Here is a 19185-nt window from a genome sequence, read left to right on the forward strand (position 1 = left end):
ATGAAACGCAGCAAAGGCTTCACCCTGATCGAACTGCTGGTGGTGATGGCGATCATCGCCACGCTGATGACCATCGCCATGCCGCGCTACTTCAACAGCCTGGAAAGCTCGCGCGAGGCCACCCTGCGTCAGAGCCTGGCAGTGCTGCGCGAGGCGCTGGACCACTACTACGGTGATACCGGCCACTACCCCGATTCGCTGGAACAACTGGTGGAACAACGTTACCTGCGCAACACACCGGTCGACCCGATCACCGAGCGCAGCGATGCCTGGCAGCTGGTGCCGCCGCCCGAGGGTGTGGCTGGCGGCGTGGCCGACATCAAGAGCGGTGCCACAGGGAGGGCGCGTGATGGCAGCCTCTTCGCTGAGTGGTAAGGCCAACGGCGGCTTTACCTACCTGGGTGTGCTGCTGCTGATTGCGGTCAGCAGCGTGGCCTTGGCGGCCACCGGCACGATCTGGGCGAGCGCCGCCCAGCGCGACCGCGAACGCCAGTTGCTGTGGGTCGGTAGCCAGTATGCCCAGGCCTTGCGCAGCTACTACCGCGCCTCGCCAGGGCTGGCCCAGTACCCCCAGGATCTGGCCGACCTGCTGCAGGACAACCGCTACCCGCAGGCCAAACGGCACATTCGCAGGCTTTACCCTGACCCGATCAGCAACAGCGACGAATGGGGCCTGCTGCGCTCGATCGACGGCCGTATCACCGGGGTGTACAGCCGTTCAGACGCCACCCCCTTTAAGCGCAGTGGCTTCAGCGCCGAATGGAGCGGGTTCGAGGGGATGGAGCACTACAGCGACTGGCAGTTCGTCGCCGAGCAGGCCTTTACCGAAAGTGCACGCGGTGTGCAGACGAATGCAGGCCCGGGAGACACACCATGAAGCGCCTGGCTGCGCTGTGCCTGGGCCTGCTGCTGATGGCAGGGGTGACCACCTGCGCCAGGGCGGGTGCTGAAGACGAGATGCAGGGCTTTATCGTCGACAACACCATCTCGCACATCGGCCACGACTTTTACTACTACTTCGCCGACCGCCTGCGTGCCACCAGCCGTCTGGACTTCAACCTGGTGGTACGCGAACGCCCCGATGCCCGCTGGGGCAGCCTGGTGACGGTGGAGTTCGAGCGTGAAGTGGTGTACCGCCGCTTCCTGCCACCGAACACCACCGAGCTCAAAGACGAGGCCGTCGCCGCCGCCGACCTGGTCAAGCAGCAGATCATTCAACGCAAGCTGCAACGCCTGCTACAGGACACCACCGACTTGGAGAGGGACGAGCTATGAACCACCGCATTCCACGTTGCATTGCCGCCTGCCTGCTGGCCAGCGCCTGTGCTGCCCAGGCCACCGAGCTGGTGTACACCCCGGTCAACCCGGCCTTTGGCGGCAACCCGTTGAACGGCACCTGGCTGCTGAACAACGCCCAGGCGCAGAACGACTACGACGACCCGGACCTCAAGGACCGTGCCTCGGCCTTTACCGGCACCACAGCCCTTGAGCGCTTCAGCAACCAGCTGGAGTCGCGGATGTTGTCGCAGTTGCTGGACAACATCAGCAACGGCAACACCGGCAGCATGGCGACCGATGCGTTTCTCATCGACGTCATCGACGATTCCGGGGCCTTGAGCATCAAGGTCACCGATCGTGCCACAGGAGAAATTTCGATCATTGAGGTCAGCGGCCTGAACCCCTGAGAGGGAAGGGCTTTTATGTTGGGGAGAGAACACCATGAAACGTCTGCTGAGCACGCTGCTGATCATCACCGCCCTGGGCCTGCAAGGTTGTGGCCTGCGCGAACCGATGCCCGCTGAACAGGACTCGGAAACCCCGACCCTGACCCCAAGGGCCTCGACCTACTACGACCTGATCAACATGCCACGCCCCAAAGGCCGGCTGATGGCCGTGGTGTACGGCTTCCGCGACCAGACCGGGCAGTACAAGCCCACCCCGGCCAGCTCGTTCTCCACCAGCGTCACCCAAGGCGCGGCCAGCATGTTGATGGACGCCCTGAGTGCCAGCGGCTGGTTCGTGGTGCTGGAGCGTGAAGGGCTGCAGAACCTGTTGACCGAACGCAAGATAATCCGTGCATCGCAGAAAAAGCCTGATGTGGCGGAAAACATCATGGGCGAGCTACCACCGTTGCAGGCCGCCAACCTGATGCTCGAAGGCGGCATCATCGCCTACGACACCAACGTGCGCAGCGGCGGCGAGGGCGCCCGCTACCTGGGGATCGACATCTCTCGCGAGTACCGTGTGGACCAGGTCACCGTCAACCTGCGCGCCGTGGACGTGCGCACCGGGCAGGTGCTGGCCAACGTGATGACCAGCAAGACCATCTACTCGGTAGGGCGCAGTGCCGGGGTGTTCAAGTTCATCGAGTTCAAGAAACTGCTGGAAGCCGAGGTGGGGTATACCACCAATGAACCGGCGCAGTTGTGCGTGCTGTCGGCGATCGAAGCGGCGGTGGGGCATTTGCTGGCGCAGGGGATCGAGCGGCGGCTGTGGCAGGTGGCGGGGGATCCAGCTGATGGCAAGGCCACGGTGGACAAGTTCTTGAGCCAGAATCTGCAGCCTTGAAGCAGATTCAACGGCACCTGCGAGGTCGATGTGTGGGCTTTGTGTCGCGATAATGCAGCCATCCACCGTTGTTCGCCGTTCGTTCGGGCGTGGATTACGAAGATGCGCTGGTGCAGCTGTCCACGCTGCTGAAAGGGGCGTTTGCGACCAACCTCAAGGCGCTGGAACTGGCCAAGGGCACCTGCCGTGATCTGTTGTTGAGCAATGACCATGGGTTGGATTCGGCCAAGGCGGTGGTGGAGGCGTTGCTGGATGGGGTTGAGAGGCAGCAGCTGGCTGGGCGGAAGGCGGCGTCGAGTACCTGACGGGGCTTGGGTATTGGTGATAGCGATCGATATCCCTGATTGACCTCGAGGGCCTCTTCGCGGGCTCGCCCGCTCCCACAGGTACAGCGCAGTCCTCAGGGTTGGTGCGAACCCTGGCAAGCCAGCTTCCACAGGGATTGCGCCAGCTTCAAGTAACCTGGCCAGCTACACCCCAATCCATCCACTACCAGATGACGGCCAGCCATTTCTCCCGCCCACTCCCACAGGTACAGCGCAGTCCTCAGGCTTGGTGCGAACCCTGTGGGAGCGGGCAAGCCCGCGAAGCAGGCGACGCGGTGGATCGCACCGGCGAAGCCGGTGATCGCCGGCAAGCCAGCTTCCACAGGGATTGCGCCAGCTTCAAGTAACCTGGCCAGCTACACCCCAATCCATCCACTACCAGATGACGCCCAGCCATTTCTCCCGCACACTGCGGAAAATTCCCAAGCCCGTACCCCGTCACATTGCGGGGCACAGCCGGAGTAGAAAATGGCGCGACAACTTATAACAAACGCCCACGACCCGCTGCACGAATCCCGCGAGGCCCGCCTGAAGCTGGCCAGCGAAGGCGAACTACCGCTAGGGATGCTGCGCGACGAGATCGACGCCTCCTGGCGCCGCAGCCTGGGCCACGGCCTGGACTGCCTGCAGGGCGAACAGGTCGGCCTGGGCCTGGAACAGGGCCATGACCTGCGCCTGCTGCTGGAGCGCAACCGCCTGCTGATCGATGCCGTTACCCCCGAACTCGACTACCTGGTCGCGCGCCAGGGCAAGGCTGGCATCGTCATCCTCGGCGATGCCCAGGCCAACGTGCTGGCCATCGAAGGCCAGAAGCACGTGCTGCAACGCGAAGGCCTGCGCGATCTGCACCCGGGCAGTTGCTGGAGCGAATCGCTGCGCGGCACCAATGCCATCGGCACCGCTGTGGTCGAAGGCCGGCCGACGCTGATCAACTGCGGCGAACATTACCTTGACCGCCTCAGCCCGTTCTCCTGTACTTCCGTGCCACTGCGCGACCCGCGCGGCGAGGTGATCGGTGTGCTCGACATCACCCGCGAAGGGGTGATGGCGCAACCGCAGGACAGCCTGTCGACCCTGATGCTGGCAGCCGGCAACATTGAAAGCCGCCTGTTTGGCCTGTGCCACCCGGACCAGTTGGTGCTGGCCTTCCACAGCCGCCCGCAGTACCTCAACAGTGCCTGGCACGGCCTGTTGGCCCTGAGCCTGGACGGCGAAGTGCTGGCTGCCAACGACAGTGCCTGCCAGCTGTTGCAGGTGCCGCGTCACGAACTGATTGGGCGGCGCAGCACCGACCTGCTGGGCGAACGTTCCCCGGCCTTTATCGCTCGCCTGTGGCAGGGCGGGGTCAGCAGCGTGCAGACCGCCAAGGGCGAGTTCTATTTCCGTGCCCTACAGCTGCCGCGCCATGGCCGGGTAACCCCCAGCACACCATCCAGCAAGCCGGCCTTGAGCAAACAGTCGCCTGCACTCGATGCTCTGGCCGGTGGTGATCAACGCCTGGCGCGCAACCTACGCATGGCTCGCCAGGGGCTGGGCAATGGTTTGCCAGTGCTACTGCTGGGCGAAACCGGTACCGGCAAGGAAGTGGTCGCTCGGGCCTTGCACCAGGCCAGCCCGCGTGCCGACAAACCGTTCGTGGCGGTCAACTGCGCGGCCATCCCCGAAGGGCTGATCGAGTCCGAGCTGTTCGGCTACCGTGAGGGCGCCTTCACCGGTTCGCGCCGGGGCGGCATGGTCGGGCGGCTGATGCAGGCCCATGGTGGCACGCTGTTCCTCGACGAAATCGGCGACATGCCGCTCGCCCTGCAAGCACGCCTGTTGCGGGTACTGCAGGAGCGCCGGGTAGCACCCTTGGGGGCGGGTGACGAGCAGGACATCGACGTGGCGCTGATCTGCGCCACCCACCGCGACCTCAAGCGCCTGGTCCAGGAACAACACTTCCGTGAGGACCTGTTCTACCGGGTCAACGGTGTGTCGCTGCGCCTGCCGGCCCTGCGCGAACGTGAGGACCTGGCGGCGATCATTCAGGGCCTGCTGGACAAGGCCGATGCGCGTGGCGTAACCCTCGACCCGGCGTTGACCGCGTTGCTCGAAGGCTTCGACTGGCCCGGCAACATCCGTCAGCTGGAAATGGTGGTGCGCACCGCGCTGGCCATGCGCGAGGATGGCGAGCAGGTGCTGACCCTCGATCACCTTACCGACTGCCTGCTGGACGAACTGGCCAGCAGCACAGCGCCCTCCGGCAGCCTCAAGGACAGTGAACTGGAACAGATTCGCGGTGCTCTGGCACGCCACCAGGGCAACGTCTCGGCCGCCGCCGCGGCACTGGGTATCAGCCGGGCGACGCTGTACCGCAAGCTCAAGCAGTTGCGCGGCTGACGTGGGCGGCCTGTTCGCAAGGCTGGTGGATTCCAGCGACCCTGTACTCATGCGCCAGGCGTTGGCCTGGCTGTATGGTTTCGTGCGCCCCCATCGGCATGCCATCGGCCTGTTGCTCAGCTTGTCGCTAGGTGCATCGCTGCTGGCGCTGGCGCAACCCTGGCTGGTCAAGACCCTGATCGATGAGGGGCTGCTGGCCAAGGATTACCAAACGCTTTGGCACATGGCGGCAATCATGATCGGCGCGGGCCTGCTGGGCACGGTGCTGGCTGGCGTCAACCGCTACCTGCATACGCGCCTGTCGGGGCGCATCCTGTTCGCCTTGCGCGACGACCTTTACCGCCATCTGCAGCAGTTGTCGCCGACCTTTTACGGGCGGCGGCGTATCGGCGACATTCTTTCGCGGCTGGATGGCGATGTGGCAGAGATCCAGCGCTTTGCCGTGGACTCGCTGTTCTCGGCGGTGTCGGCAGTGATCGGCCTGGTGGGCGCGGTGACGTTGATGCTGATGCTGTCGTGGCAGTTGTCCCTGTTGCTGGTGCTGCTGGTGCCGATCGAGGTGCTGTGGCTGCGCTGGATGCGGCGCAAGGTGGAGCGCGAAGTGCGCAACTTGCGTGAGCGCTCGGCGGATGTGTCGTCTTTCCTGGTCGAGACCCTGCCGGCGATGAAGTTCATTCAGGCGGCCGGCCAGCAAGGCCGGGAAGCAGGGCGCCTGGACCAGCTTGGGCAAGGTTACATGCGTCAGCTGCTGAAGGTGCAGGTGACCGAATTCTTCACCCAGGCCATCCCCGGCACGCTCACCTCGTGGTGCCGCGCCTGTGCGTTCCTGGTCGGAGGCTGGTGGGTGATCCAGGGCACCTGGCAACTGGGCGCGTTGATCGCTTTTTCTACTTACATGGGCATGGCGGTTGGGCCGGTGCAGAGCCTGTTGGGCTTGTACGTGGCGGTGCAGCGCATGGCTGTCAGCCTGGGAAGGGTGATGGAATTGAAGCAGGAAGCGGTAGCGGTACATCAGACCGCCAACCCGCAGCCCATCCCCAATGGCCCCGGCGAGTTGCGCCTAGAGGCGCTGAGCTTTGCCCATGAGGGGCGTCAGGGTGCGGTACTGAACAACGTGCAGGTGAGCATCCCGGGTGGCCTGAAAGTCGCCATCAGCGGTGCCTCCGGGGTGGGCAAGTCAACCCTGATCGACCTGCTGCAGCGCTTCTACGACCCGGACGCCGGGCGCATCCTGCTGGACGGTGTCGACCTGCGCGACCTTGACCTGGCTGCGCTGCGCAGGCGAATCGCCGTGGTCAGCCAGGACATCGTGCTGTTCCGTGGCACCCTGGCGCAGAACCTGGCTTATGGCGTGCCCGAGGCCAGCCGTGATGAACTGGAACGGGTGGTGCGCCTGGCGCGGCTGGACAGCCTGGTCGACAGCCTGCCGCTGGGCCTGGATGGCTTGCTGGGCGAGCGCGGCCAGCAGTTGTCCGGGGGCCAGAAACAACGCATCGCCATTGCTCGTGCAGTGTTGCAGGCCCCGGCGATTCTGGTGCTGGACGAGGCCACTTCGGCGGTGGATGAGGCCACCGAACGTGAAGTGATCGCGGCCATCGACCAGCTGTTCGCCGGCCGCACGCGCATCCTGATCAGCCACCGGGCTTCGACCCTGGCCGATGCCGACCTGCATCTGCAACTGCATGACGGCCAGTTGCAGGTACTGGCGCAGGAGGTGATCAAACATGGGCACTGACGTGCGCGTTGGCATCATCGACAGCGGTTGCTCGCCGGAGCAGGCCAACGGCTTGCTGGACGCCCGCCGTTTCTGGCTGGAAGACGGCCAGTTGCGCGAAGGTGAAATGTTCCCCGACCAACTTGGGCACGGCAGTGCGGTGTACGCCAGCTTGCAACACCAGGCTGGTCCTGTGTCTGTGTTGGTGGCCCAGGTGTTCAGTGCCCAGGCCAGCACCAGTGCGTTGCAGGTGGCTGCCGCATTGCTGTGGCTGGTGGAGTCGGGGGCCTCGCTGGTCAACCTCAGCCTGGGCTTGCAGCAGGACCGGCCTGTATTGCACCAGGCCTGTGCCGAGGCTTTGGCCGCAGGTGTGCTGTTGTGTGCATCCAGCCCGGCACAGGGTGGGCCGGTGTTCCCGGCGAGCTACCCAGGCGTCATTCGGGTCACTGGCGATGCCCGCTGTGCACCGGGCCAATGGTCGTGGCTGGGTACGCGACAGGCGGATTTTGGCGCTTACGTGGGCGCGGGTGAGCGGGCGGGTGCGAGCCTGGGTTGTGCGGCGTTGAGCGGCAAGATTGCCGCCTTGCTGCGTGATGCCCAGGGGATGGACCGCCAGCAGGTGCATGACTGGTTGCGTGAGCATGCGGCCTTCAACGGGCCCGAGCGACGGGGTCCCAGCCATGGTTGAGCCGCGCATTGTGGTGCTGGGCGCCGGCCCTGCGGGTGCCGCCACGGCCATTGGCTTGCGGCGGCTGGGTTACACCGTGACGGTGGTGTCGGAGTGGCGCCGTTTCGCGGCAGTTGAAGGTGTTTCGCAGCGGGTGCTGGAGGGCTTGCGGTACGCAGGCCTTGGCGGGGCCTTGAGCCAGGCGGCCATGCCGACCACCCGCCAGGTGCACTGGAACGGCCAGCATCTGCAGATGAACCAGGAGTTTTTGCTCGACCGGCAACGTTTTGACCAGGCGCTGCGCGAAGACCTTCAGCGCGCAGGCGTGAGTGTGGTCGAGGGGCGGGTGCGTGAGGTCGTGCAGGGGGGCGGTCATCATGTGCGCCTGGACGATGGGCAGGTGCTGACCGCTGATTTCCTGGTTGAGGCCCGAGGCCGCCAGGCGCCCCTGGCCGCAGACCGCCTGCGTGGGCCGGAAACGGTCAGCCTGCTCAATGTCTGGCAGGGTAGCCCCGGTGCGCCTGCGTCGGCGGTGGAGAGCCTGGAGGATGGCTGGGCGTGGATGGCACGGCTGGAAGATGGCCGCTGTTACTGGCAAGTCACCCAGGAGGCTGCCGGGCTGCCGGGGAAAGCTGGGTTGGCAGCTTACTGCGTGACGTTGCGGGGCCGCAGCGCGTTGGTCGCCGAACTGTTCGACGATCAGGCATTGATACCGGCACTGGTGCATGCACGCAGCAGTACCGCCATTCTGGCGGGTGAATGTGTCGGGCAGGACTGGATCCGGGTGGGGGATGCCGCCATGGCCGTTGACCCGCTGTCGGGCAACGGGATTTTTCAGTCGCTCTCTTCGGCATTGCAGGCGCCGGTGGTGATCAATACGTTGCTGCGCCGGCCTGAGCGGGCCGAGTTGGCGCGGCAGTTTCACCAGCAGCGGGTCGAGCAGCTGTTCTTGCGTTTTGCCCGCATTGGCCGGGATTTCTATGCCCAGGAACAAAGCCGGGTGGGGCAACCGTTCTGGGCCCGGCGCCAGGGTTGGCCGGATGCGCAACCCCTGCATGAGGCGCCTGATTGGCAAGCGGTGCGGGTTGAGCGGCGGCCTGTACTGCGTGATGGGCTGGTGGATGCGGCCGAGGTGGTGGTGACAGCGGATCAGCCGTTGGGGGTGTGGCATTTGCAGGGGGTGGAACTGGCGCCTGTGGTGCGACAAATACGCAGTGGGCGGCCTGTTGAGGCGGTGTTGTCGGGGCTTGCGGGTGAACAGCAGAGGAGAGTGCGGTGGTGGCTGGGGGAGCAGGGGTTGGTTTGAGATTGCCGGGGCCGCTTTGCGGCCCATCGCGACGCAAGGCCGCTCCCACAGTCCACACAACCCAACCATACAACCCTGTGGGAGCGGCCTTGCGTCGCGATGGGCTGCGAAGCAGCCCCAGGATGTCGGATCAGAAAAAGGTCCCGACAATCAACTGCAGGTAAGTCCCGGTATCCCGCCCACCCAGCTGCGTACCGCCATTGGCAGCACTGCGCTCCGGCTTGTAGAACCCCACCACCGGACTGATCAGCAGGTGGTCGTTGACCATCCATTCCACATACAGGTCCAGCTCGCGCCCGCCAAGGTTGCCCTGGTCGGTGTCCAGCGTGTCGAAGTCGAAGTACAGTGCGCCGACGGTCAGGTTGTCCCGTGGCTTGCCCTTCAGCGCTACATGGTGCACTTGACTGTTCTTGTTGAACGGCCCGGCATAGTTGGCTGCCACTTCACCCTGGAACCAGGTGCCGTAGCCCCGGCTCAGGCCATAGAACAGCGGGTCGAAGCCTTCGGAGAAGCGGCTGTAGCGGTAGGTGGCGGTGGGTGACCAGGGCAGTTGGGAGAAGGTCCAGTTGCCCTCCAGGTACCAGGCATTCTCGCGCCCGCCGGTCTTGTCCTGAGTCACGTACTCGGCGGCCAGTTCCAGATCTTTCACGCCCAGGTTGCCGCGCCCGCGCAGGCTGGCGGTGTCCATGCCGTCGCGGTGTTCCAGGCCCATGATCTGCGCGTAGCGCTGGTCCACGTCGAGGCCGCGGATCCAGCTCAGGCCGACGGTGCCGGTATCGGCGACGTGCTCCAGGTTGGCGACCGCCAGGGAAGTGTCGGCCTGGTAATGGTTGTCGGACTTCAACCACATCAGATCACCGCGCCAGCCCTGGTTGCCGCCCAGGCGCAGCACGGCGGTGCGGTCGAAGGCCTTGCGTGCGGCCAGGTAGTAGGCACCGCCGCGGTCGAAGTTGGCCCCCAGGTCGACCTTGCCCAGGTTGACCGGGTCACCCTGGATCAGGAAACCATCACCCAGGGTGACGACCTGGCGGCCACCGGAAATGTCGACGCCATCTTCGCCCAGCGCCGGAAACAGGTTGGCCGAGCGCCAGCCCAAATACAGGTCTTCGATGGCGGTGCGACGTTCGTCACCCAGGGTCAGGCCGGCGGCGTCGCCATCGCCCCAGGTGGCGGAACTGAGCAGGCTGAAGGCGCCGTAGAGGGTGCCGCTATCGGCCAGGGTCTGGCTGCCGCTGAGGCCGTATTTTACGTAGCCTTCCTGCCAGGCGGTGCTGCCGGGTTGGCGGTTGCCGGCCTGGTTGAAGCTTTCGTCGCTGTGGAAGACGCCGAACAGGGCTTCGAGGTTGGCGTTGAGGGTGGTGCCATCGTGGTTGTACAGCTCGTAGGCTTGGCTGGCGGGGGCGGTTAACAGCAGGGCCAATGTGCAGGCGAGTGTGTGCCTCATGGGGTTGCTCCATGGTTTTTATTGTTGTTTTTTTGTTGCCTGTGCCGGCCTCTTCGCGGGTGAACCCGCTCCTACAGGGCAGGTGATACCTGGTGTAGGAGCGGGTTTACCCGCGAAGAGGCCGGTACAGGAAAAAGATCAGAGCTTGATCAACACCGATTTCAGCTCGGTGTAATGCTCGATGGCCGCTGAACCCATCTCACGACCAACGCCAGACATCTTGTAGCCACCAAACGGCAGCGCCGGGTCCAGCGCGCTGTGGCAGTTGACCCACACCGAGCCGGACTTGATGCGCGGGATCATGCGGTGCACAGCGGCCAGGTCGTTGGACCAGATACTTGCACCCAGGCCGTAGGGATTGTCGTTGGCCATGCCGATCACTTCGTCGATGTCATCGAATGGCATCGCCACCAGCACCGGCCCGAATATTTCTTCCTGTACCAGACGGTGACGCTGGTCCACATCGACAATCACCGTCGGCTTGACGAAGTAACCAGGCCCGAAACCTTCACCCCCGCAGGCGATGGTGGCGCCCAGTTCGCGGCCAAGTTCGATGTAGCCGGTGACGCGGTCCTGCTGCTTGGCTGAAATCAGCGGGCCCATCTGCACCGCCGGGTCCAGCCCGTTGCCCAGCTTCATGGCATTGGCAATTCCGGCGATGTCGGCCACCACATTGTCGAAGTGCTTGCGGTGCACATACAGCCGCGAGCCTGCGCAGCACACCTGGCCCTGGTTGAAGAAGATCGCCGTGGCCGCACCGGCTGCGGCTTCCTGCAGGTTGGCGTCGGGCATGACGATGGTCGGCGACTTGCCGCCCAGTTCCAGGGTGACGCGGGTCATGTTGTCCATGGCCGCCTTGCCGATCAGCTTGCCGACCTCGGTGGAGCCGGTGAAGGTCAGTTTGTCTACGCCGGGGTGGCGGCTGAGCGCGGCGCCGGCGTTCAGGCCGGTACCGGTAACCACGTTGAACACGCCGGCCGGGTAGCCGGCCTCGTCGACCAGCTCGGCCAGCTTGAGCACGCTCAGTGGGGTTTCATCGGCAGGCTTGAGCACCACGGTGCAGCCGGTGGCCAGTGCCGGGCCGAGCTTCCAGCAGGCCAGCAGCAGTGGGAAGTTCCAGGCGACGATGGCGCCAACCACGCCCACTGCCTCGCGGCGTACGAAGCCGTGGAACTGGTCGTTGGGCATCAACGGCATGGACGCTTCGACGGTGCTACCCTCGATCTTGGTGGCCCAGCCCGCCATATAGCGCAGGAAGTCGATGGCCAGTTGCACGTCCATCACCTGGGCCACGGCGGCGCTCTTGCCATTGTTCAGGCATTCCAGTTCGGCCAGCTGACGCGCATCGCGCTCCATCAGGTCGGCCAGGCGCCACAGCAGGTTCTGCCGCTCGCGTGGGCGCATGCGGCTCCAGGGCGAGTCGTCGAAGGCCTGGCGTGCAGCGCGCACGGCGCGGTCGACATCTTCGGCCTCGGCGGCCGGCACTTCACCCAGCACTTCGCCGGTGGCCGGGTTGCGGAACGACAGGGTGCGACCGCTGGCGGCGTCCTGCCAGTCGGCACCGATGCGCATCTTCAGCTTGCGTTCGAGAAAGGCGCGGGTGGCGGGCAGGATGGGCAGTTCGGAAAGCATGGGGCTGTGCCTCTTGTCATTGGATGTGACGGGCACTGGCGCAATGGCCGTGCCAACCTGGGCTGATGGCCGCAAAGTGTTGTGGGCGTTGGGTTTTGCCTGAGCGCAAGGCTGCGATTGCCGGGTTGCCCTGTTGCACATTGAGACGGTGTGAGACGGTGGTGAAACAGTGGCTGTTCGGCCTCTTCGCGGGCCCTGTCTCAACATGAAACACCCTGTCGCGAAATGGCACGCTGCAAATGGCCATCCCGGCTCCTGGCCAAGCCACGAAAACCGCTTAAAGGGTTGAAAGGAAACGCTTTTACCCTAACTGGCACAGTTCCTGTATCACAACCGTCACATGCACACCTGCTGTACCAAAGCGTGCGAAAACGATAAGAACAACAACCGTGGAGGTCTGACCTTGAAGACGACTCGACTCCGGCGGCATGCGGGCAAACTGGCGCTGGTCGCCGCCGCGCTGCTGAGCACCCAGGCCATGGCGGCCGAGCAGGGCCCGAGCCTGTTGCAGAACAAGTGCATGGGGTGCCATATCCCCGAAGGCAACGACGCCTATAGCCGCATCAGCCACCAGCGCAAGACACCGGAAGGCTGGCTGATGAGCATCGCCCGCATGCAGGTGATGCATGGCCTTCAGATCAGCGATGACGATCGTCGCACGCTGGTCAAATACCTGGCCGACAAACAGGGCCTGGCGCCCAGCGAAACCGATGGCGTGCGTTACGCCATGGAGCGTCGGCTCAATACCGTCGAGCACTTCGACACCCAGCTCAGCGAGACCTGTGGCCGTTGCCACTCGGGTGCCCGTGTCGCCTTGCAACGGCGCCCGGCCAAGGAGTGGGAACACTTGGTCCACTTCCACCTTGGCCAATGGCCGTCCCTTGAATACCAGGCCCAGGCGCGTGACCGCGACTGGCTGCCGATCGCCCTGCAGCAAGTGGTGCCGGACCTTGCCAAGCGCTTCCCGATGGACAGCGCGGCCTGGGCCGAATGGCAGAAGGCCAAACCCAAGGCGGACGTACTGCCGGGGCAGTGGGCATTCAGCGGTCATATGCTGGCCAAGGGCGATGTACGTGGGGTGATGAGCGTCACGGCCGGAGAGGGCGATACCTTCAAGGTCGAGGTCAAGGGCGCTTACGCCGACGGTACACCGTTCAACGGCAGCGGCTCGGCCATCCTGTACAACGGTTATGAATGGCGGGGCAATGTGAAGGTTGGCGATGCCAACCTGCGCCAGGTGTTCGCCGCGCTGGATGGCGAAATGAAAGGCCGTATGTTCGAAGCCGATCACGATGAGCGCGGCCTGGACTTCAGCGCCGTAAAAGAAGGCAAGGCGCAGTTGCTGGCGGTACAACCGGCGTTCATCAAAGCCGGAGGCGAAAGCGAAATCACCCTGGTTGGCAGCGGCCTGACTGGCAAGCCGGACCTGGGCGCCGGGGTGGAAGTGACCGAAGTGCTGGAGCAGACCCCGACCCTGGTAAGGGTCAAGGCCCGCGCCGCGGCCGATGCCAGGCCAGGGCTGCGCGAGGTGGCGGTAGGTGCGCTCAAGGGCGTGAACCTGGCGGTTTACGACAAGGTCGACGAAGTGAAGGTCGTGCCGGCGTTCTCCATCGCGCGCATTGGCGAGAACGGTGCCTCCGTGCCGAAAGTGCAGGGGCGTTTCGAGGCCGAAGCCTGGGGCAAGGATGCCAATGGCCAGCCGCTGCGTATCGGCTACCTGCCGGCCAGCTGGAAGGTCGAGCCGTTCAACGAGCGTGCTGTCGAGGATGAAGACGTCAAGTTCGCCGGGCAGATGCAGGCTGACGGTGTGTTCGTGCCAGGCGGTGCCGGGCCCAACCCTGAGCGCAAGATGATGACCAACAACGCCGGTAACCTGAAGGTCATCGCCACACTGGCCGACGGTGGCCAGACCGGCGAAGGGCACATGATCGTCACCGTACAGCGCTGGAATAACCCGCCGCTGCCGTAACGGCAGGCTGCAACGGTTTTCCAACGGATCGATTATCGGGAGGTCGCCATGGGCGTACTACTGAACCTGGTCGAACGCAACCTGCACGAAGTACAGGTTGATGCCGACCGCATGCTGTTCCATATTCCCAGCAGTTCGCTGTTCACCGCTGACGCGGTGACCGGCGGCATCATCGACACCTTGCGCCAGCAAGGCTGCTCGGCCGAGGAGCTGATGCAGCGCCTTGGCCAGCAGTTTGCCGGCGAGGATATCCAGGACACCCTGCGCGAGCTGATCGCGCTGGAGCTGGTCAGCGACGGCTCGCCGCTGACCCCGGAAATCGCCCTCAGGCAAGTCGAGCGCACCGCGCTCAACACCGTGGTGCTCAACGTCAACACCGGTTGCAACCTCAGCTGCACCTATTGCTACAAGGAAGACCTGGACAAGCCTTCCGCCGGCAAGAAGATGAGTACCGCCACCGCCGAAGCCTCGGTGGAGATGCTGCTCAAGGAGTCACCCAACGAGCAGCGCTATAGCGTGGTGTTCTTCGGTGGCGAACCGCTGTCCAACCGGCCGTTGATCGAGCACATGGTGGCTTACTGCGAGCGGCGGTTCGCCGAGGCGGGTAAGCAGGTGGAGTTCATCATGACCACCAACGCTACCTTGCTGACCGAAGAAATCATCGATTGGCTCAACGCGCACCGCTTTGGCCTGTCGATCAGCATCGATGGCCCCAAGACCGTGCACGACCGCAACCGTATCACCGTGGGCGGGCAGGGCACCTATGACGTGGTGCGGCGCAAGGCCGACCTGCTGCTGTCACGCTACACCAGCCGGCCGGTGGGCGCGCGGGTCACGCTGACCCGTGGCATTACCGACGTTGAAACCATCTGGAACCACCTGTTCAACGAAATGGGTTTCGCCGAGGTCGGCTTTGCCCCGGTTACCTCTGGCGACATGGCCGACTTCAACCTTACTGGCGAAGAGCTGGTGCAGGTCTTCGCCAACATGAAGGCCCTCGGCCGGCGCTACCTGGAGGCGGCACTCGAGCACCGCAACATCGGGTTCTCCAACTTGCATCAGTTGATCACCGACATCCACGAAGGCCACAAGAAGGCCCTGCCGTGTGGCGCCGGGTTGAAGATGCTGGCAGTGGACCACGAAGGTGAGCTGAACCTGTGCCACCGCTTCACCGGCTCCAGCCTGCCCACCTTCGGTAACGTGCACCAGGGCGTGAAGCAGGCGCAGCTCAACGACTTCCTGTCCCAGCGCCTGGACCGCAGCAACACCGGCTGTGAAAGCTGTCGCATCCGCAACCTGTGCTCCGGCGGCTGCTATCACGAAAGCTATGCGCGCTACGGCGACCCGCAGCACCCGACCTATCACTACTGCGAACTGATGCGCGACTGGGTGGACTTCGGTATTGAAGTCTACAGCCGCATCATGGCCGCCAACCCGGCCTTCATCGATCGCTACATCACCCCGCGGAAGGCGCATTGACATGAAGCACTTGAAGCCCCTGAACAACAAGGCGCGCATCCTGGAGCAGGCCGCCGCCGAAGACCGTGTCGAAGAAGTGATGGCAATGAGCGCGGTGGCAGGCTGCACGGCCACTACCGACCCGGGCTGGGAGGTGGACGCCTTTGGCGGCGTGAGCTCGCTGTGCCAGCCGATGGAAGCTGACCTTTATGGTTGTTCCGACCCTTGCTGGTGGCCGGCCCAGGTGCCGGACATGATGAGCACCTACCAGGACTGGAACGCCCAGGCGTCCAACTCGGCAGAGGACTGGCGCAACCTCGGTACCGTGTTCCCGAAAGACAAGTGACGGCCCAACAAGAATGACAAGGGGAAACCGCATGAAAGCTGGACGCTGCGCGCCATTGGCGCTCACCATCGCCGCCATGGCTTGCGCCGGGCAGGCACAGGCCGACGACACTGGCCCGGCACTCAAGGCTGGCCACGAATACATGATCGTGACCAACTACCCGAACAACCTGCATGTGGTCGATGTGGCCAGTGACACGGTCTACAAGAGCTGCCGGATGCCCGACAAGTTCGGCCCTGGCACCGCAATGATGGCGCCGGACAACCGCACCGCCTACGTACTCAACAACCATTACGGCGACATCTACGGCATCGACCTGGACACTTGCAAGAACACCTTCCACGCCAACCTGTCCAGCGTAGCTGGTGAAGTCGGCCGGTCGATCTATTCGTTCGCCATCAGCCCAGACGGCAAAGAGGTGTATGCCACGGTCAACCCGACCCAGAGGCTGAACGACCATTACGTGGTCAAACCACCGCGGCTGGAGGTGTTCAGCACCGCTGATGGCCTTCAGGCCAAGCCCGTACGCACCTTCCCGATGCCGCGCCAGGTGTACCTGATGCGCGCCTCCGACGATGGCAGCCTGTACGTTGCCGGGCCGGACATTTACAAGATGGACGTGAAGACCGGCAAGTACTCGGTAGCCCTGCCGCTGCGCAACTGGAACCGAAAAGGCTACAGCGCCCCGGACGTGCTGTACTTCTGGCCGCACCAGAGCCCGCGCCATGAGTTCACCATGCTGTACACCATTGCCAGGTTCAAGGATGACAAGCAGGACCCGGCCACCGCCGAACCGCTGTATGGCTACCTGAGCATCGACCTGAAGACCGGTAAGACCCACACCCAGGAGTTCGCCGACCTGACCGAGCTGTACTTCACCGGCCTGCGCTCGCCCAAGGACCCGAACCAGATCTACGGCGTGCTCAACCGCCTGGCCAAGTACGACATCAAACAGCGCAAGCTGATCAAGGCGGCTAATCTGGAGCACACCTACTACTGCGTGACGTTCGACAAGAAGGGCGACAAGCTTTACCTGGGCGGCACCTTCAATGACCTGGCGGTGTTCAATCCGGATACGCTGGAAAAGGTAAAGAACATCAAGTTGCCGGGTGGTGACATGTCTACCACGACGCCGCAGGTGTTCGTTCGCTAAACCGGTGTGTGCTTCTTCGCGGGTAAACCCGCGCCTACGAAAACCTCCACAGGCCCCAAATGTGGCGCCGTCCTGTGTAGGAGCGGGTTCACCCGCGAAGAGGCCAGCACAGAAAACACAAGAACAACAAGAGAACGCCCATGCCCCAGCCAAGCTACACCCAGGGCAACCAGGACAAGCCCCTGCTGACCCAATGCATCGGCGACGCCTTCGACGCCACCGTGGCCCGCTTCCCCGACCGTGAGGCGCTGGTGGTTCACCATCAGGCCCTGCGCTACACGTGGCGGCAACTGGCCGACGCCGTCGACCAGCACGCCCGCGCGCTGATGGCCCTGGGCGTGCAGCCCGGTGACCGTCTTGGCATCTGGGCACCCAACTGCGCCGAGTGGTGCATTACCCAGTTCGCCAGCGCCAAGGTCGGCGCGATCCTGGTCAACATCAACCCGGCCTACCGCTCCAGCGAACTGGACTATGCCCTTGGCCAGTCCGGCTGCCGCTGGGTGATCTGTGCCGACGCATTCAAGACCTCCGATTACCACGCCATGCTGCAGGGCCTGCTCCCGGGCCTGGCCAGCAGCCAACCGGGTGCGCTGATCTGCGAGCGGTTCCCCGAACTGCGTGGCGTGGTCAGCCTGGCGCTGTCGCCACCGCGGGGGGTTCTGGCCTGGCACGCATTGCAGGCCCGTGCCGAGGCCGTCAGCGGCGAGGCCCTGGCCGCACGCCAGGCACAATTGCGTTGCGACGACCCGATCAACATCCAGTACACCTCAGGCACCACCGGTTTCCCCAAGGGGGCCACCCTTAGCCACAGCAATATCCTCAACAACGGGTACATGGTCGGTGAAAGCCTGGGCCTTACCGAGCAAGATCGGCTGGTGGTGCCGGTGCCGCTTTACCACTGCTTTGGCATGGTCATGGCCAACCTTGGCTGCATGACCCACGGCAGCGCACTGATTTACCCCAGCGATGCCTTCGACCCGCTGGCCACGCTGCGCGCAGTGGCGCAGGAAAAAGCCACTGCGCTGTATGGCGTACCGACCATGTTCATTGCCGAACTGGACCATCCGCAGCGTGGTGAATTCGACCTGTCGAGCCTGCGCACCGGGATCATGGCCGGCGCGACCTGCCCGATCGAGGTGATGCGCCGGGTGATTGGCGAGATGCACATGGCCGAAGTGCAGATTGCCTATGGCATGACCGAGACCAGCCCGGTGTCCTTGCAGACCGGTGCCGCTGACGACCTGGAGCGTCGCGTGACCAGCGTCGGTCGCACCCAGCCCCGGCTGGAGAGCAAGGTGGTGGACGCTGAAGGCAACACTGTCCCGCGTGGTGAGATCGGCGAACTGTGCACCCGCGGCTACAGCGTGATGCTGGGTTACTGGAACAACCCCAAAGCCACCGCCGAGAGCATCGACGCAGAGGGCTGGATGCACACCGGCGACCTGGCGGTGATGGACGAGCAGGGCTATGTGCGTATTGTCGGGCGCAGCAAGGACATGATCATTCGCGGCGGCGAGAACATTTACCCGCGCGAGCTGGAGGAGTTCTTCTTCACCCACCCGGCGGTGGCCGATGTGCAGGTGATTGGCGTGCCCTGCAGCAAGTACGGTGAAGAGATCGTGGCCTGGGTGCGGCTGCACCCGGGGCATGCTGTCAGTGAGGTAGAGTTGCGTGAGTGGGCGAGGGCACGGATTGCGCACTTCAAGGTGCCCCGGTATTTCCGTTTTGTCGACGAGTTCCCGATGACGGTGACGGGCAAGGTGCAGAAATTCCGGATGCGCGAGATCAGTGTCGAAGAGCTGTCTGCCAGATGACCTTTTACGCGCGCAAGGTGAAAGCAACAGCCTTGTGCGCGGTAGCCTGTAGGAGCGGGTTTACTCGCGAAAGGGCCGGCCCTGCTGGCCAATCCCCACCCGCCGTTCACTGTTGCCGCCGCTACCGTATTCGCGGGTAAACCCGCTCCTACGCCGGATCGGGGTGGACACAGGTCGGTGGTTGGACACAGGCCGTCGTAGGAGCGGGTTTACCCGCGAACACCGGCAGAACCGGTGCCATTCACCGCGGTGGTTTCTTCGCGGGCATGCCCGCTCCCACAAGATCACCACAGGCCGTCGTAGGAGCGGGTTTACCCGCGAACACCGGCAGAGCCGGTGCCATACCGCGGTGGTTTCTTCGCGGGCCCACAAGATCACCACAGGCCGTCGTAGGAGCGGATTTACCCGC

General features: G+C 64.2%; 17 protein-coding genes. 15 read left to right on the top strand and 2 right to left on the bottom strand.

Going from position 1 to position 19185, the window contains the following annotated elements; translation table 11 throughout:
* From AC3RCM_RS12010 to qhpG, 10 genes are all read left to right on the top strand, one after another.
* A complete protein-coding gene (locus AC3RCM_RS12010; protein ID WP_003247965.1) occupies positions 1-375 on the top strand; it encodes a type II secretion system protein in 375 nt (124 codons plus the stop codon).
* A complete protein-coding gene (locus tag AC3RCM_RS12015; protein ID WP_064493394.1) occupies positions 350-877 on the top strand; it encodes a type II secretion system protein in 528 nt (175 codons plus the stop codon). Before AC3RCM_RS12010 ends, AC3RCM_RS12015 begins: the two co-directional genes overlap by 26 nt.
* Positions 874-1275, top strand: coding sequence for a curli production assembly/transport protein CsgE (gene csgE / locus AC3RCM_RS12020; protein ID WP_010954337.1), 402 nt, complete (start codon positions 874-876; stop codon positions 1273-1275). The genes AC3RCM_RS12015 and csgE overlap by 4 nt, the downstream gene beginning before the upstream one ends.
* Positions 1272-1685: a curli assembly protein CsgF gene (locus AC3RCM_RS12025; protein WP_003247970.1), complete on the top strand. Its 414-nt coding sequence runs from the start codon at positions 1272-1274 to the stop codon at positions 1683-1685. Before csgE ends, AC3RCM_RS12025 begins: the two co-directional genes overlap by 4 nt.
* A gap of 34 nt (positions 1686-1719) precedes the next feature.
* Positions 1720-2568: a CsgG/HfaB family protein gene (locus AC3RCM_RS12030; RefSeq protein ID WP_104887727.1), complete on the top strand. Its 849-nt coding sequence runs from the start codon at positions 1720-1722 to the stop codon at positions 2566-2568.
* A 68-nt stretch (positions 2569-2636) separates the two neighbouring features.
* The gene (locus AC3RCM_RS12035) at positions 2637-2873 is read left to right on the top strand and encodes a hypothetical protein (RefSeq protein WP_064493396.1); all 237 of its coding nucleotides are present in this window, start codon (positions 2637-2639) and stop codon (positions 2871-2873) included.
* A gap of 489 nt (positions 2874-3362) precedes the next feature.
* Entirely contained in the window at positions 3363-5273 is a 1911-nt protein-coding gene (locus AC3RCM_RS12040) for a sigma-54-dependent Fis family transcriptional regulator (RefSeq protein ID WP_190869179.1), read from the top strand.
* 1 nt (position 5274) lies between these two features.
* A complete protein-coding gene (locus AC3RCM_RS12045; RefSeq protein WP_104887724.1) occupies positions 5275-7008 on the top strand; it encodes an ABC transporter ATP-binding protein in 1734 nt (577 codons plus the stop codon).
* The gene (qhpE, locus tag AC3RCM_RS12050) at positions 6998-7675 is read left to right on the top strand and encodes a subtilisin-like serine protease QhpE (RefSeq protein ID WP_492629637.1); all 678 of its coding nucleotides are present in this window, start codon (positions 6998-7000) and stop codon (positions 7673-7675) included. The genes AC3RCM_RS12045 and qhpE overlap by 11 nt, the downstream gene beginning before the upstream one ends.
* On the top strand, positions 7668-8960 hold the full coding sequence (qhpG, locus tag AC3RCM_RS12055; protein ID WP_064493400.1) for a flavin-dependent monooxygenase QhpG: 1293 nt from the start codon (positions 7668-7670) through the stop codon (positions 8958-8960). Before qhpE ends, qhpG begins: the two co-directional genes overlap by 8 nt.
* Before the next feature lie 130 nt (positions 8961-9090).
* Here qhpG and AC3RCM_RS12060 read toward each other — a convergent pair whose 3' ends face one another.
* Both AC3RCM_RS12060 and AC3RCM_RS12065 read right to left on the bottom strand, forming a co-directional pair.
* Complete coding sequence (locus AC3RCM_RS12060) at positions 9091-10404, bottom strand: alginate export family protein (protein WP_003247999.1); 1314 nt, start codon at positions 10402-10404, stop codon at positions 9091-9093.
* A gap of 138 nt (positions 10405-10542) precedes the next feature.
* Positions 10543-12036, bottom strand: a complete 1494-nt coding sequence (locus AC3RCM_RS12065) for an aldehyde dehydrogenase family protein (protein WP_020192690.1) — start codon at positions 12034-12036, stop codon at positions 10543-10545.
* 403 nt (positions 12037-12439) lie between these two features.
* Here AC3RCM_RS12065 and peaA point away from each other — a divergent pair, with 403 nt between their 5' ends.
* The 5 genes from peaA to AC3RCM_RS12090 all read left to right on the top strand — a co-directional run bounded on the left by peaA (position 12440) and on the right by AC3RCM_RS12090 (position 18776).
* The gene (gene peaA, locus AC3RCM_RS12070) at positions 12440-14005 is read left to right on the top strand and encodes a quinohemoprotein amine dehydrogenase subunit alpha (RefSeq protein WP_409320197.1); all 1566 of its coding nucleotides are present in this window, start codon (positions 12440-12442) and stop codon (positions 14003-14005) included.
* 48 nt (positions 14006-14053) lie between these two features.
* Positions 14054-15484, top strand: a complete 1431-nt coding sequence (gene peaB / locus AC3RCM_RS12075; RefSeq protein WP_064492342.1) for a quinohemoprotein amine dehydrogenase maturation protein — start codon at positions 14054-14056, stop codon at positions 15482-15484.
* A gap of 1 nt (position 15485) precedes the next feature.
* Positions 15486-15809 carry a quinohemoprotein amine dehydrogenase subunit gamma gene (qhpC, locus tag AC3RCM_RS12080; protein WP_004375838.1) on the top strand — a complete coding sequence of 108 codons (324 nt, stop codon included), beginning with the start codon at positions 15486-15488 and terminating at the stop codon, positions 15807-15809.
* 31 nt (positions 15810-15840) lie between these two features.
* The gene (gene peaD / locus AC3RCM_RS12085; protein ID WP_014859935.1) at positions 15841-16962 is read left to right on the top strand and encodes a quinohemoprotein amine dehydrogenase subunit beta; all 1122 of its coding nucleotides are present in this window, start codon (positions 15841-15843) and stop codon (positions 16960-16962) included.
* Positions 16963-17102: 140 nt separating this feature from the next.
* A complete protein-coding gene (locus tag AC3RCM_RS12090; protein WP_104887720.1) occupies positions 17103-18776 on the top strand; it encodes a fatty acid CoA ligase family protein in 1674 nt (557 codons plus the stop codon).
* Positions 18777-19185 lie beyond the last annotated feature (409 nt).

It is taken from the genome of Pseudomonas sp. GW823-FHT05G12 (genome assembly GCF_058795575.1).